Source organism: Coprococcus sp. AF38-1, assembly GCF_003603945.1.
Classification (GTDB): Bacteria; Bacillota; Clostridia; order Lachnospirales; family Lachnospiraceae; genus Coprococcus; species Coprococcus aceti.
Genome location: NZ_QVGO01000001.1, coordinates 316343 through 330107, shown reverse-complemented (window position 1 = coordinate 330107; position 13765 = coordinate 316343). Strand labels below are relative to the sequence as shown.

Annotated in this window: 16 protein-coding genes and 1 tRNA gene; 3 read left to right on the top strand and 14 right to left on the bottom strand. The window is 44.0% G+C overall.

Going from position 1 to position 13765, the window contains the following annotated elements; translation table 11 throughout:
- Positions 1-66: 66 nt before the first annotated feature.
- A complete protein-coding gene (locus DW025_RS01705; RefSeq protein ID WP_055146619.1) occupies positions 67-1731 on the bottom strand; it encodes a GGDEF domain-containing protein in 1665 nt (554 codons plus the stop codon).
- Positions 1732-1856: 125 nt separating this feature from the next.
- Complete coding sequence (locus DW025_RS01700) at positions 1857-2732, bottom strand: LysR family transcriptional regulator (RefSeq protein ID WP_118758057.1); 876 nt, start codon at positions 2730-2732, stop codon at positions 1857-1859.
- Between the two features lie 254 nt (positions 2733-2986).
- On the opposite strand from DW025_RS01700, the gene DW025_RS01695 reads away from it, so the two are divergent.
- Positions 2987-3700, top strand: a complete 714-nt coding sequence (locus tag DW025_RS01695) for a DUF6198 family protein (RefSeq protein ID WP_118758056.1) — start codon at positions 2987-2989, stop codon at positions 3698-3700.
- Between the two features lie 204 nt (positions 3701-3904).
- Here DW025_RS01695 and DW025_RS01690 read toward each other — a convergent pair whose 3' ends face one another.
- The 7 genes from DW025_RS01690 to DW025_RS15035 form a co-directional block, all read right to left on the bottom strand.
- Positions 3905-4336, bottom strand: a complete 432-nt coding sequence (locus DW025_RS01690) for a flavodoxin (RefSeq protein WP_055146627.1) — start codon at positions 4334-4336, stop codon at positions 3905-3907.
- A gap of 88 nt (positions 4337-4424) precedes the next feature.
- Positions 4425-5099, bottom strand: a complete 675-nt coding sequence (locus DW025_RS01685) for a DUF3793 family protein (protein ID WP_118758055.1) — start codon at positions 5097-5099, stop codon at positions 4425-4427.
- Positions 5100-5241: 142 nt separating this feature from the next.
- On the bottom strand, positions 5242-5442 hold the full coding sequence (locus DW025_RS01680; protein WP_118758054.1) for a hypothetical protein: 201 nt from the start codon (positions 5440-5442) through the stop codon (positions 5242-5244).
- A gap of 23 nt (positions 5443-5465) precedes the next feature.
- Positions 5466-6236 carry an ABC transporter permease gene (locus DW025_RS01675; protein ID WP_118758053.1) on the bottom strand — a complete coding sequence of 257 codons (771 nt, stop codon included), beginning with the start codon at positions 6234-6236 and terminating at the stop codon, positions 5466-5468.
- A gap of 124 nt (positions 6237-6360) precedes the next feature.
- Entirely contained in the window at positions 6361-7047 is a 687-nt protein-coding gene (locus tag DW025_RS01670; protein WP_118017217.1) for an ABC transporter ATP-binding protein, read from the bottom strand.
- A gap of 57 nt (positions 7048-7104) precedes the next feature.
- Positions 7105-7461, bottom strand: a complete 357-nt coding sequence (locus DW025_RS01665; protein WP_022217295.1) for a GntR family transcriptional regulator — start codon at positions 7459-7461, stop codon at positions 7105-7107.
- 369 nt (positions 7462-7830) lie between these two features.
- Complete coding sequence (locus DW025_RS15035; RefSeq protein WP_279220448.1) at positions 7831-8121, bottom strand: glycosyltransferase; 291 nt, start codon at positions 8119-8121, stop codon at positions 7831-7833.
- A 110-nt stretch (positions 8122-8231) separates the two neighbouring features.
- Between DW025_RS15035 and DW025_RS01655 the strand changes: the two genes are divergently transcribed.
- Positions 8232-8305 (top strand) — tRNA-Pro (locus DW025_RS01655).
- 169 nt (positions 8306-8474) lie between these two features.
- The gene (gene hcp / locus DW025_RS01650) at positions 8475-10043 is read left to right on the top strand and encodes a hydroxylamine reductase (RefSeq protein WP_334295079.1); all 1569 of its coding nucleotides are present in this window, start codon (positions 8475-8477) and stop codon (positions 10041-10043) included.
- On the opposite strand, the gene DW025_RS01645 is transcribed toward hcp, so the two are convergent.
- The 5 genes from DW025_RS01645 to DW025_RS01620 form a co-directional block, all read right to left on the bottom strand.
- Positions 10000-10335, bottom strand: coding sequence for a hypothetical protein (locus DW025_RS01645; RefSeq protein WP_133302866.1), 336 nt, complete (start codon positions 10333-10335; stop codon positions 10000-10002). The two genes, hcp and DW025_RS01645, sit on opposite strands and share 44 nt — an antisense overlap.
- Positions 10336-10480: 145 nt before the next feature.
- Entirely contained in the window at positions 10481-10633 is a 153-nt protein-coding gene (locus DW025_RS14745) for a hypothetical protein (protein WP_165854731.1), read from the bottom strand.
- 209 nt (positions 10634-10842) lie between these two features.
- Complete coding sequence (locus tag DW025_RS01630) at positions 10843-11859, bottom strand: SGNH/GDSL hydrolase family protein (RefSeq protein ID WP_118017205.1); 1017 nt, start codon at positions 11857-11859, stop codon at positions 10843-10845.
- 13 nt (positions 11860-11872) lie between these two features.
- Positions 11873-13462: an MBOAT family O-acyltransferase gene (locus DW025_RS01625; RefSeq protein ID WP_119998446.1), complete on the bottom strand. Its 1590-nt coding sequence runs from the start codon at positions 13460-13462 to the stop codon at positions 11873-11875.
- A gap of 69 nt (positions 13463-13531) precedes the next feature.
- A complete protein-coding gene (locus DW025_RS01620; protein WP_015533721.1) occupies positions 13532-13759 on the bottom strand; it encodes an acyl carrier protein in 228 nt (75 codons plus the stop codon).
- Between the last annotated feature and the right edge of the window lie 6 nt (positions 13760-13765).

The following is a 13765-nucleotide window of genomic DNA, read 5'->3' as shown; positions in this document are numbered from 1 at the left end:
GATGACCTGATCCGGAAAAATCCACCAACTTGTTTTCGTTAAAATTATTATGTATGATTTTATACTTCAACCAGCATATATGTCAAGATCCTGTACGACCACAAAGTAGCCTCTGTCACCATCCTCTTCCACTGGGATAGCATGTATAAGGCTTGCACCCCCATGGTTGTTTGCACAGCTGACTGACAAAACCCCTCTGAGGAAATTTTCTGTCTGATATTCCGTATTGCCGCCTGTGTAACTCTCCATGCGCTCACGGCTGAGAAAATCTCTGACTATTTTTCTTGACCGATCCGAGTCAAACCGGTTACTTATCAATCCAATTACTTCATCGTAGTTATTCGCACAAGATACAGCATTGTTCAGCTCAGAATCGCCTTTTATAACACGGTATTTATCGTTCTCATAATTAACATATATAATATCAGTATACATATATGCGATCCTTGCCTCTACCCTGGATTGAGCCTTTTTTATATCAGACTCTATCTTGTCAAGTACGGTCACTCTGTCCGTACCATCCCTGTTGATGCTGTGGATCACGCTGACATTCTTGCCCTTCTTTTTTGCTTCATACAGCGCAGTGTCCGCGACATTCATACACTCTTCTGTGCTGAATCCTGAACCATTGATCTGACATATACCAGCACTGCAATGGACATTCTGCCCTCTCTCCATTGTCTTGCGCTGAAGTTTTCTGGCAAACCTTATCACCTTTGACTCCAGAACAGATATATCCGATAAGCCCTTGTGAAGCACAACATACTCGTCTCCACCATACCTGCAGGCAACGTCCTCTTCATAACAGTCACTCCGGAGAAACTTTGCCACCTTCTCAATCCAGTAATCACCAACTGCGTGACCATATGTATCATTTACACTCTTGAAATCATCTATATCCACAAATACAAGAGAAGCACTATCTTCGTCAGTCATGTTATCTATATACTCTCTTATCCTCTGCATTCCGGCTGTCTTGTTGTACATGCCGGTCAGAAGATCATGCTCAGCCTCGTACTTTGTACGCTCAACCTCCTGTCTGGATCTCGCAAGTGATCTGTCCATCTCGACCATATCAACTGCAAACATGATCTGTGTAGAAGCAACCACAGATATTGTCTGGAATGAAATCCCATAATAGAATATGACAACAACCGTGGATATACATGGCAGGATAAAATACAAAACACTTGACCAGAAAACTCTTTTTTCCAGTCTTTTTTTATACTGCAAAAGTATCGAAAAACTTAGAACAAGTCCTGCTGCTGCAATAAGCTGCGACAACAGATAACCGCTGCTCCTGTTATAGAAGTTGTTATCATCTATATAATAGAACAGCTTGTCACTGAACTGGGATATAATGAGCAGGACTATCCCAGCAGCACTCAGAACTACCACGCCCCTTGCTTTCGCTGGCATCTTCGTCTCTCCTCTGTTGAGAATGACAAGAAGATAAAACGTAAACAGAGTCATATATAAATAGTTGATAAAGAACACGGCAAAATTGCTTATCTTCAGCATGTAATAGGCTGTCTGTCCTGTTTTTCCCTGATAATACCATGACAACATATCTGCAGCCAGCAGGATGATACATGCAGCCTCCATACATAGACTCACATTCTTTTTATCTCTATTATTATTCTTCTGAAGGAATATAACCACAAATGCAAACAGACAGATTAATATTCCCCACATTTCAAATGCTATATTAAATACAGCAGTCCTATCCACTAACTATGCGCCCCCTTAAACTTCCTGGCGATTTATTGTAGTAATTGTACAATTTGATTTGTGCAACATTTTCTCAATTTTATAAGTTCATATGAGAATCATTCTATATATCATACCTTAATTTGTCAATTACTAGATAACACATATTTATGGAATTTTGTCGCCGCAGGAGACATATATGTCCGGCTGTCATGAACAACATAGTAAAGCCTGTCAACCGGCTGATGTTTTATACTAAGAACCTTCACATCAAGCCTTTTGAGCATATCCATGTAAGGGACTACCGCTATTCCAAACCCTGCTGCCACAAGTCCGGCTATGACCTCATCCTCCTCCGTTTCGCATGCTATCTCAGGAGCTTTGCCAAGCCCTTCAAACATCTCATCCACAAGACTTCTCATTCCAGATTCCTTCGAAAAATATACATGTTTATACCCCAGTGTATCCTCGAGTGTCACCGAATCCCTATCTGCCAAAGGGTGTCCCGACGGTGCTATGATAACAAGATCCTGTCTGCCAACTGGAATGGCGGAAAATCCCATCGTCTCAGGCGGTCTCGAACAGAAAACCATGTCATATTTTCTAGCCGCAAGATCATCAAGCAATTGCCCTGTGGTCCCTGTATGAAATGTAAACGACACATTTCTGTTTTCAGCTTTCTTCAAATACTCCGCTGCCAGACGCGGTACAAATTCCATTCCAAGAGGTCTTATGAGACCAAGCCGTATCACGCCATCCCCGGCAGCCTCCTTTTGTATGGACTCTACCCCCGCATCAAGAGTGCCAAGCGAACGCTCTGCACATGCAAGGAATTCTCTGCCAAATGCAGTGAGCTCCGTATTGCGCCCATTCTTTTCAAAAAGCATTACCCCAAGTTCTTCCTCAAGCTGGGATATTGCGTGACTGAGGCTTGGCTGCGTTATATTCAGATTTCTGGCTGCATTTGTGTAATGCTGAACATGGGCCAGTTCAACAAAATATCTAATATATGACAGGTTCACTTATAACTCCCCCTTTTCATTATTTATACATGATCCTATTCATATTTTAATACAATCCGAATATTTTTTATAGACAAAATCTATCAAACCATAAAAACTATTTATTTGTTATGTGGTGTTGTCGGTGCTACAATCAAAAACCGCAGGGATATATATATGAAGTCTTAGACAATTAAAGCTCCCCTGATACTGGGGAAATCAAAGTATATGTTATAAAACGCATTGTATATGAAAGAAATGAGGAAAAGCAGAAAATGAATACTCAATCAGGAAATGCACATCTGCATAACATGTGGGGCGAGATCGCCCTGATAACAGCAGTCACCATCAACAGTTTCGGAGTGGTTCTCATGCTCTATTCTGCAGCAGGAATATCGGCAATATCCAGCGTGCCATACGCATTCTCGCTGGTTCTTCCAAGACTGACTCTCGGAACCTGGACATACATATTTCAGGGCGTACTTATTCTCACCCTCATGATCATGAGAAAGAAATTCGTTCCCCAATATCTGTGCAGTTTTATAGTTGGTTTCGTATTTGGCAAGATGCTGGATATCCATGAGATATGGATCGGGGCTTTGCCAACTGCCCTCCCATGGAGAATCCTTTACTTTGTGATAAGTTACATTTTGATATGTATCGGAATCGCACTGTCCAACAGATGTGGACTTCCGATCATCCCGACAGACCTTTTCCCAAGAGAGCTGTCTGAGATTATATCGGCAAAATATTCCAAGGTTAAGATTTCGTTTGATGTAATCTGCCTTGCAACGACAGCTGCCATGACAGGTTTTATCCTCGGTCATATCTACGGCCTGGGAATCGGAACAGTTCTTGCTGCATTCACCATGGGCAAGGGAATCGCCATAGTTGGAAATGTCATGGACAAACATGTTACAATAGCTCCATACATAACAGCACACATTAAGCGCCACGGCAGCCACAAGGCCCAGTATGCAGGACACTAAGAACAATTTCAACACAAAAAAGAACCATATATATGGCAGTCGGTAGTGAAGGCTCCATTGGTTCGATCAGTTACCTGCTAAGGCGAAGCAAACAACGCCCTTATCGTTTGCGTAGCCGCATGCATATGTAACTGGTCGAATCAATGGAAGCCGAACGTGACTGCATATATATGGTTATTTTTTATCGTCCGTGCCGTCCGTCAATCAGGCATTTGCCAGCTGGCGTCCAAGCTCCTTACACTCCTCAAGGCCTTCTGCGTCAGGTGTCTCATGGCACATAAGTCCGGCTCCGCCTACGAGTTCTGCGCCTGCTGACTGCATTCTCGCCTCCCAGTCGCGCATCCACTCGCCATCTCCCCAGCCGTATGAACCGAAGAGTGCGATCTTCTTGCCTGAAGCAAATCCCTCAACCTCAGCAACAAATGGCTCCATCTCAGCCTCCTCAAGCACCTCAGCTCCCATAGCCGGGCATCCAAGTGCAAATACTGGTTCATCCTTGAGTGCATCCGGTGTGATGCTGCTTACAAATACTACCTCCGCTTCCTTTCCGGCATCTCTCACGCCGTCTGCGATAGCCTCCGCCATCATCTGTGTATTTCCGCCCTGTGTCCAGAATACGATATTAATTTTGCTCATAATAATCCTCCTTATGAAATTATATGTTATAGAGATTTACCCTATACATCCTTGTAAACTGTGTTTATCTACATCTTTCCATATACTTCTACGCCGCGTTTCTGCTCGCCGTGTACATCCCCATGATATCTCTCATATGCAGTCCATTTGAAAGAAATTGAATAAGTCTCTCTTCCGCACATTCAAATATATGAAATGTTCTCCGCTTTGATTCAGCATCCTCATACACCTTCCAGTAGCCGGAACAAAGTGCATTTCTGCCACTTTGCCGAATAAAACCCTCCACATCCTCTGGCGGGTATCCCAGCAACAAGCCCATCTCGTGTGGGAACCACTCCATGCCAGAAGCTCCATCGCCACAAGCCATATCTTCCTGTGCCGGTTGCTTCGAGGTGAATCTTCCTCTGCTCTTTAAGTACTGCTGATATTTTCCGCGGAACTCAGCGAGAATCTCAGAAAGCTCCATGTCCTCATATCCCAGCTCAGACATAAGTCTTTGCACACCATCCCTCTTGACAAATGCCCTGAGCTTTGCCGCATTGTAGATAAATACATTTACCCTGCCACAGGTTGCTCCCAGTGTGTACATACATATATCACTGTCCTTCAGTATCTCCACCATCTGACGATATCCGCTGAGTTCTATGTTCAGCAGATTTGACACCTTGACACCCGTTATCACCGGTGCACATTGAAGTGCCATCTGAAGTTCCACGTCACCGAGCTCCATGCCCTTCATGATCTCCCATGTATTTTCACTCATACAAAACCTCCTTGTGACAAATAGGTTCGGTTAGGCTTGTCTAACTCTAGTGAAAATACTACATGATTCCTCCCCGAACGTCAATAACCCGGAGTGAGACATTTTCTCACTCCGGGTTATCTTGTTGATTAAAAATATGCAATTATAAATTCTGCTTTATCATCGTCCTGCGTGGCTCTTTATTTCCGCCTGTTACCATATTGAGCAGCCGCCACACACCATATGCACAGATCCCACACACAGCCACAGGTACAAGGAGCACTACTATGACTCCTGTGCAGACTCCTGTAACCAGGTATCTAAACCATTTCATCATATCACCATTCCTCATATCTACTGCCATCTTAATGCATTCCTCTCATTACATTATAAACTGATCTTCTTAGACAGCAGTGTCGCACTTCCTATATAACTGCCGATCATGCATACAACATAGAGAATAAGCTGCGGTATGTTCTTATACATCGCGTCAAGCATAGTCTCCACCTGCACGTTCTTCCCAAGGTGCGGAAGCTTGTATGCTATGTAGCTCACCAGCACATAAAGAGCCACAAAAAGTATAAAGCTGACAACGCCCTTTATCTTCTTATTCTGGAGCACTGTGGAAGACAGTGACACTGCGAGGTACGCTATGGTGATCATTGTATAGAATTGAATAAGTGCTACTACTATGAACCCTGCAACATTTGCAATGACACTTCCTATTGACAATCCTCTTGTTCCCAGAATATCATCCAGCACAAGCTCAACGCTAGCTACACCGCCGTTATGTGACTTGAGCAGGTTATAATCAACAACTATAAGCAGTCCAAGAAAGGCCACAAGTGTCGCACCGGTGAGCAGGATTGAAAGCAGCTTTGCACCGATAATCTTGTAATTTGAAATTGGCGTCATAAACACCATATACCCAGTCTTGTTCTTCAGATCCTGACTGTATATTATCACACCATATATCAAGACGAACATAAACGAAGCCCAGCCTCCCAGCACAAGGAAGGTGATACCAAGTCCAGTTAGCAGATCTTTTTCTGCAAATATTCCAATCACGAACAGCAATTCTGCTGCCGCAAGAGCCGTTATAACCACCAGAAGTGGAAATATTCCACGTCTGTATTCATATTTCATCATCTTTAACATAATATCTATCTCTCCTTCATCAACAAATTTAACTATCCAATATGTATCGCCCCTCTCGCTCACACGAGCGGGGCAGGTCGTCGGAACCGATTCCTATTATGAACTTCGTTCATAGCGGTTCCTCCTATGCATATATTTCCTTATACATATCAACTATCGACTTGCCCCTGCTCACTCGCAGTTCCTCTGCATCTCCCTGAAGCACACAGGTGCCATTCTTGATAAAGAATGCGTGATCCACGATCCTCTCAAGCTCATCCACAAGGTGGCTTGACATGAGCACGGCTGTGTCATCCGATATATTCCGTACAATCGTGCTGATGATCTTCTCCCTCGCTATGATGTCTATTCCGTTCAGTGGCTCATCAAGCATAACGATCCTGCTGTCTCTGGACAGAGTAACCGCTATCTTGAGCTTTGCAAGCATTCCTGAAGACATGCTCTTCGCCTTCTGATCGGGATTCAGCTCCATCTCAGCAAGCAGTCCCTTGTATTTGTCATAGTCAAAGTCATCAAAGAAATCTTTGTAATACTTTCCTATGTCTTTACAGTTCATATATCCGAAGAAGAATGCCTCCGTTGGCATATAAGCTATGTCTTTCTTGGATCTGTATGTCATAGGCACTCCATCTATTGTGATAGTTCCTGAATCCGGCTTGACCAGACCGGCTATGATCTTCATAAGTGTTGACTTTCCACTTCCATTCGGACCGAGCAGCGCATATATGTGTCCCGGCTCAATCTCCAGTGACAGGTCAGATATGGCTGTGGTCGTGATATACTTCTTAACAAGATGTTCGCATTTTAACATTGTATCATTTCCCTTCTTTTTTATTCCTTCTTGTTTCTTTCCTTTTTTCCTTTTTATTTACTTCCCAAAGTGTTCTTTTAGCAACTCTAGGATCTCATTCTGTGAAAATCCCATACCAGTGAGCTGTTCGTCAAAGCTCTGTATAATTTCTTCTATCCTCTCCTTTTTCAGGTCGTCTATGACCCTGTCATCCTCCGTCACAAATGTTCCTATTCCACGTCTGGTATAGGACAACCCCATAGACTCCATCTCGCTGTAAATCCTCGCTGCAGTATTCGGATTTATCTGGTATTCTATGGCAAGTTCTCTTGATGACGGAAGCTTAGATCCCAAAGGCAGTGTGCCCGCTATGATCTTCTGCTTTATATCCTCTATGACCTGAAGATATATGGGGATATTCGTCTTAAATTCCATCACACACCTCCTCCTTGTATGTTGTCTAGCTCTTCTGTATCGCTGTACTAGCTAAATAGTACACTAGTATCATGGTGTTGTCAACTGTATTTTTAAATAAAGCATATTTTTTTAGTTTTTTGTCATCTAGATAGTAACTCATGCATCCGGTCATCTCGCCATCTTTGCTTATTACCTACATTTTATCTCATATACAATGTTTTCACTTAAAAGATAAAAAATTATCCATAAAACACATTATTCTGTGTCCTACGGATAATTTTTTAAAATTTTTTCTTTTTTAGAGATTTTTCATCTATTTGGAGATAATTTTGTATCTTTTACCTGGTTATCCCAACAGCCACTAGAGAATTCATACAAATTAAATTTCTAGCATGCTCTCAGCACCAGTGCTTGCAGCTCGCACACATTCATATAAAGCTTCTCAACTCTGTCTGCAAATATCGCTGTGGAGAATTTATCCGTGTCGATCCCAGATGGAATCACCTCAACAGGGCATAACACATTATACTTTTCAAGCACATCCTCTATCTTCCTGCTCGGTGCTATCATGGCTTCCACCATCGATGATAACATCCTGGTAAGTTTCTGCACAACTTTGCGTCCCCACGCTGCATTTAGCGAGAAGTAATGAGTGTAATCCTCGTATACCCTGAAGATAAATTGCCATGAAAATCTCTTGGTGAATTTAATGCCAAATTATTTAGAAAACTCCTTGCATTTTTTTCAGAATCTTCTTATACTATTATGGCAGTGTTGATAAACACTATCGGTGCGTGGCTCAGCTTGGTAGAGCGCTTCGTTCGGGACGAAGAGGTCGTGGGTTCGAATCCCGTCGCACCGATTTTTTTGTATTCTTTTTTATATTTCACAGATAAACTTTAGCAAATTTGAGTATAAAACTCCTGTTCACTGTCCATACTCTATTTAGAAGAAAATCCACAGACTGCCAGGCAGTCACCAGTTTTTCAGATAGATTCATAATTTCAGGAGGTATACAGTACATGTCAAATATGTTTTGTTTTCAGTGTCAGCAGACAGCGGGGGGATCCGCATGTATCAATACTGGAGTGTGCGGCAAGCAGCCATCCACATCTAATCTACAGGACGAGCTTGTGTGTGAGCTTATAAAACTTGCAGAACTCTCAAAAAATGAGAATAAACACAGCGCGGTCGCCGACAGACTTATCATAGACGGTCTTTTCACAACCCTGACAAATGTAAACTTTGACGACAATGCAATAAAAGAATTTATGGGAAGGGTTAAAAACGAGCAGAACAAGATCAGCAGATCTGAGGCTGAAAAGATACAGGTGATCGACCTATGGGATGGTGACACGGATATAGTGTCCTTGCGTTCCACCCTGCTGTTTGGACTCAAGGGTATGGCAGCATACGCCCATCACGCCATGAATCTCGGCTACACAGATAATGAGGTTCTGAAGTGGTTCTACAAGGGACTATGCGAGGTTAACAGGGAGCACAGCGTCACCGAATGGATAGAACTCATCATGGAATTTGGCCAGGTCAATTTCAAATGCATGGAGCTGCTGGACAAAGCCAACACTGAATCATTTGGCAATCCTATGCCTACGAGAGTAAATGTTGACATCAAAAAAGGGCCATTTATCGTGGTCTCCGGTCACGACCTGAACGACCTGTCACAGCTCCTTGAGCAGACTGAAAAGACAGGAGTAAATGTATATACCCACTGCGAGATGCTGCCTGCGCACGGCTATCCGGAGCTTAACAAATACCATAATCTGGCGGGCAACTTCGGAACTGCCTGGCAGAGCCAGCAGACGGAATTTGAGAATATTCCCGCACCAGTGCTCTTTACTACCAACTGTCTCATGCCGCCAAGGCCGAGCTACAAGGACAGGATATACACCACATCAGTCGTGGGTTATGACGGCATGGTTCACATCTCAGGTACAAGAGCAGGGAAGAAAGATTTTACCCCTCTGATCAAGCACGCACAGAAGCTTGGCGGCTATGAACACGACAGGAGCATGAGCGGCATAAACGGCGGTCACATGCTGACGACCGGATTTGGACACAGCGCTGTTCTGTCACAGGCTGGCAAGATCATAGATGCAATCAAGGCTGGTCATATCAAACACATTTTCCTCGTTGGCGGCTGCGACGGCGCACATCCGGGACGCAACTATTACACCGAATTCGTAAAGCAGACTCCGATGGACACCCTTGTCCTCACCCTCGCCTGCGGCAAGTATCGTTTCAATGATCTCGATCTCGGTGACATCGATGGTATACCAAGAATACTTGACATGGGACAGTGCAATGACTCCTACAGCGCAATCAAAGTCGCCCTGGCTCTGGCTGATGCATTTAATTGCAGCATAAACGATCTCCCACTCACCCTTGTCCTGTCATGGTATGAGCAGAAGGCTGTCTGCATACTTCTCACCCTGCTGTCACTGGGTGTGCGCAACATGTATATCGGCCCGACACTTCCGGCATTCATGTCCGAGACCGTGGTGAAATATCTGGTGGAAAATTATAAGCTAAACCCGATCACTGCTCCTGAGCAGGATATGGATGCGATACTGAAACGTTGAGTATATCACTTATACTCTCCGCCATATCCGCATTTATCCCTATAGCTCTGTTCCCAAGACTTTCTGAAATCACAGCCTGATCGAGATTTAACCTGACAAGGGTTATGTTATCGTGTTCTCGTGTCAGCTTCTCAAAAGGAAATCGGATTATGGTTGGCGTGTTAAATCCAACCCCCAGCTCAAGGAGCACAAGCTTCCTGTCCAGGGATCTGGAGACAAAATCACCGAAGCGTCGCTCTGCCTCATACCAGGCACTGTCCTGAACAAAATAACCGTCCTTGCGGAGGTTCATGTCCATCGAGTCTCCGCAGACAGGACAGCGTGGATACAGTTATCGATACAATTGTGGCATGGCACATAACATCCGGTCATACCGCTGTTTGCAGCGTTTACTATGCCTTTCTCATCATTTACCTGTGTCAGGTATTCATCCTGTATCAATAGAACGGCTCAAGCACATATCTGCTGTCATCCGGGTACACACTGTTCATAGATGGATTCTCCGCAAATATCCTGTCGATCCACAGCTTCTGATCATCCAGCCTGCGCGCCTTTCCTCTCAGCCTTATCATCTGATATTCTCTGTTCATGCCCGTCACCGCAACATTTCCATCACGCATGAGCTGCGCGTAAAAATCCTTGTCCCTTGCCGTGCAGAAATAAACTTTCTCACCTTCAAACAGCACTGAGAAAAAGACATATACTTCCGGTAATATATCTGCCAGATGCAAAGTTACAGTAAAATAAAAAATAAAGTGGACGGGGGATTCAATCCTCCGTCCACTTATGTGTTTTATATCTAGTTGTTGGATACCGTTTCCTCGGATTGCTGCGCCTCCAGCGACACAGTCTCTCCGGACATATACTTCACATAGTCCAGATAGTCATTATTCCAGTCCGCATACTTTTCTGAATGTCTCTTATCCTTAAAAGAATAATTCTCTGAAATATATTTTCCAAGATAGGCGCTTACCTTCTCTGCGCCCTTGCAGTTGAGATGTCTTCCGCCATCCCTCGTATCAGTGCTCCAGTCGATTGCATAATCACCCTTGAGCGTATTCATATCGACAAAATCAATATTCTTGGCCTTAGCATACTTAACCATGGCATTGTGTCTTGCATAATTCCATGACTTCGCCGTCGGAGTCTCCATGAACATGATCTTGATTCCATTCTTCTCACACTTGTCTATAAGCTTATCGAGCAGTATCTTTGATACCTCCGGTATGTCCTCAACAGCCTTGGTTTCCACCATCTTGCTCTGGCCTGAAAACGGCTTGACCTCCATGCTGAGATACTGTCCTCTTGAGGCTGATCTGTATGTGTAGTCCCTGGCACCGAACATGTCCGAAACACTCATGCTCTTCCACCTATTGTGGTACTGTGCAAGAGGCAGATACTTATATGCCAGATTCTTCAGGTTGTTCTCAACCTTTTTCAATGTCGTCTTGCCTGTCCAGAGCATATTCACATCGAACACCACCAGCTTGGGCTTTTGACATGTGAGCACTTCATCCAGAAGATTGGATGCACCCGTCACATTCTGAAATCCCTCAGCAGCCACATATGTAGGTATTCCGTATTTGTTCCAAATATACATCGGAGAACATGCACTGTAGGCATTGCTGTCTCCAAGCACCAGTACATCTATCGAATTCTTCGGTTCTCCATAGAAGCCCCTTGCATTCGAGTTGGTTATTCCGCTTCCCGGATCGCTCCGCTTCGGAGTAAACGCAACTCCCAGCACTCCCATGATCATCACGGCCACCAGGGCAAATGCTATGGATTTTATTATATTACGTCCACTTTTCTTCATAGATAAATCACCTCTAAAACTGTGCATATATAAATCCAGCCACCTCATAGCCCTTGCCATATGCTCCGAGTATGATCACTCCAAACAGCAGCACATAGTAAACTGCCCATCTGAGGACTATATTCTTCGTGGCAAGCTCTGCTCTTATCTGATGTCCCTTCTCCTTGTAAAGTCCAACCAGGAACAGAATGAGCGCGCCCACTGTCAGCACTACAAAATCTGCCATGTCAAGCTTCATTCCAAGCAAAGTTCCATTTGTCAGATCCGCAAATGTAAATCCCCTGAACATGGACACAAACATGTGTCCAAATGTTGTCAGATCATCAGCCCTGAACATGAGCATTCCCACATTCACAAAAATGAAGGTTCTGACAACCTGAAGCAGCCTGTATATCTTTCCCTGGCGGTCCACATGCATTTTCTCGTACAGCTTTTTGAAAAATGGCTCAGTAAGCAGTCCGATGATCATGATCGCCCAGTAATAAAGACCATACATAACGTACTTCCAGCTTGCGCCGTGCCAAATACCCGTTCCAAACCACACTATGAACATCGCTATAGACATAGGAACAAATGTCGCGAAGAAAGTATTCATATGTTCCCTGGTCTTCTTACTCAGCTTCACAAATGGCTTGGACAGTGAAACTGAATAGAACACATAGTCCTTGAACCATGCACCGAGAGTCATATGCCACCTTCTCCAGAACTCACTGACCGTCTTTGACATAAACGGCTGATTGAAGTTCTCTGAGAGTCCTATTCCGAACATCTGGGCACTTCCCCTTACTATATCCATACAGCCTGAGAATTCCGCATAGAGCTGTAATGTGTAGAGCAGCATTCCCACTACTACCGGAAGTCCTGTGTAGCTTGCGTAATTGTCAAATATCTGGTTCACATACATATTTGCGCGATCTGCAATAACTATCTTCTTGAAGAAGCCCCACAGTATAAGCTGGAGTCCCATGGTCATGTTCTCATAACTGAACCTATGCCCCTCATACATCTGCTCTCCAACAAGATCGAACCTGGCTATAGGTCCCTCAACAATGTGCGGGAAAAATGCAAGGAAAAGTGCAACCTTGCCAAACTTGTCCGATGCCCTGTATTTGCCTCTGTACACGTCCACTATGTAACTCACCGCAGACAGTGTGTAGAACGAGATTCCAAGCGGCATCATCCTCTGATACATCGGATTCTCTACATTTATGTGTATGAGTCCAAGCACATCTGTAAATACCTGTCCAAGGAATACCGAATATTTCAGGAATACCAGGATTCCTACATTCACAAGCACCACGCATACGCACACGCACTTTTTCTGCCATCCGATAAGTGCCTTGTACTCTTTTTTGTTTTCCTTTGGCAGAGCTTTCCTTGCCATGCTGCAGCCATCATCTATCTTGTTTATCAGCAGGCCGCCCACATATATGGTCAGCGACCCGAACAGGATAAATATGATATATCTGCCTGAATTGATAAAATAAAACAGATAGCTGAATGCCAGCAGCACCTTCCATCTGTGCTTCAGCGGCACTATATTGTACACTATAAACGCTCCGAGCAATATAAATACCAGATACGATATCGACGTATATGACATATTTCTCACTCCTCCAGTATTTTTTGACGGCAGTCAGTCCCCGCCATCTTCCAATATCTATATCTGCTCTTACTCGTCTTCAAGTCTCTGGATCATATCGTATATGGTCTGGACTGTCTTGAAGTTTTCCGGTGTGATATCAACAGGAGAAATGTCTACGTCAAACTCATCGCTGAGCTGAAGCACCAGCGTAACCATCGTGATGGAATCCAGCACGCCATGTCCTATAAGATCTGTCTCGTTCTCATAATCAACTCCAGGTTTTACCTCATTCAAAATCTTTAATAATTCTTCCATAATCTC

Excerpts from the sequence above, each read along its gene's own strand:
- DW025_RS01695 (WP_118758056.1), top strand. The coding sequence starts at position 2,987 with ATGAATACTCAATCAGGAAATGCACATCTGCATAACATGTGGGGCGAG.
- DW025_RS01690 (WP_055146627.1), bottom strand. The coding sequence starts at position 4,336 with ATGAGCAAAATTAATATCGTATTCTGGACACAGGGCGGAAATACACAG.
- DW025_RS01685 (WP_118758055.1), bottom strand. The coding sequence starts at position 5,099 with ATGAGTGAAAATACATGGGAGATCATGAAGGGCATGGAGCTCGGTGAC.
- DW025_RS01680 (WP_118758054.1), bottom strand. The coding sequence starts at position 5,442 with ATGGCAGTAGATATGAGGAATGGTGATATGATGAAATGGTTTAGATAC.
- DW025_RS01675 (WP_118758053.1), bottom strand. The coding sequence starts at position 6,236 with ATGTTAAAGATGATGAAATATGAATACAGACGTGGAATATTTCCACTT.
- DW025_RS01670 (WP_118017217.1), bottom strand. The coding sequence starts at position 7,047 with ATGTTAAAATGCGAACATCTTGTTAAGAAGTATATCACGACCACAGCC.
- DW025_RS01665 (WP_022217295.1), bottom strand. The coding sequence starts at position 7,461 with ATGGAATTTAAGACGAATATCCCCATATATCTTCAGGTCATAGAGGAT.
- hcp (WP_334295079.1), top strand. The coding sequence starts at position 8,475 with ATGTTTTGTTTTCAGTGTCAGCAGACAGCGGGGGGATCCGCATGTATC.
- DW025_RS01645 (WP_133302866.1), bottom strand. The coding sequence starts at position 10,335 with ATGAACCTCCGCAAGGACGGTTATTTTGTTCAGGACAGTGCCTGGTAT.
- DW025_RS14745 (WP_165854731.1), bottom strand. The coding sequence starts at position 10,633 with ATGAACAGAGAATATCAGATGATAAGGCTGAGAGGAAAGGCGCGCAGG.
- DW025_RS01630 (WP_118017205.1), bottom strand. The coding sequence starts at position 11,859 with ATGAAGAAAAGTGGACGTAATATAATAAAATCCATAGCATTTGCCCTG.
- DW025_RS01625 (WP_119998446.1), bottom strand. The coding sequence starts at position 13,462 with ATGTCATATACGTCGATATCGTATCTGGTATTTATATTGCTCGGAGCG.
- DW025_RS01620 (WP_015533721.1), bottom strand. The coding sequence starts at position 13,759 with ATGGAAGAATTATTAAAGATTTTGAATGAGGTAAAACCTGGAGTTGAT.